Below are 228 nucleotides of genomic sequence, written 5' to 3' on the forward strand. Positions count from 1 at the left end.
TGCGCCACATCACGCCATCGACGGCGAGCAGTTGCAGTCCAGCCCAGCCGGGGTGGTTGGCCTGTTGATGCCAGCGGGTGGCAGTCTCGTGAAACAGCCGCTCAATGCTCTTGTGGCCAAGCTTTTGGCGAGCTTGTAGGAAGGCGCTGGGGGCGACGAAGGGGCGGTCGCCGGGCAGCAGGATATCGAGCTGATTGACCAGTTGGGTCATGGGGACGTTGCGGAAGA

The 228-nt window shown here is 63.2% G+C and carries 1 protein-coding gene; it reads right to left on the reverse strand.

The window, feature by feature from the left end; translation table 11 throughout:
* A partial coding sequence (locus ACW5W4_RS19005) for a transposase domain-containing protein (RefSeq protein WP_456690427.1) occupies nucleotides 1-228 on the reverse strand: 228 nt, incomplete at both ends.

The sequence above is a fragment of the Aeromonas crassostreae genome (assembly GCF_054052445.1).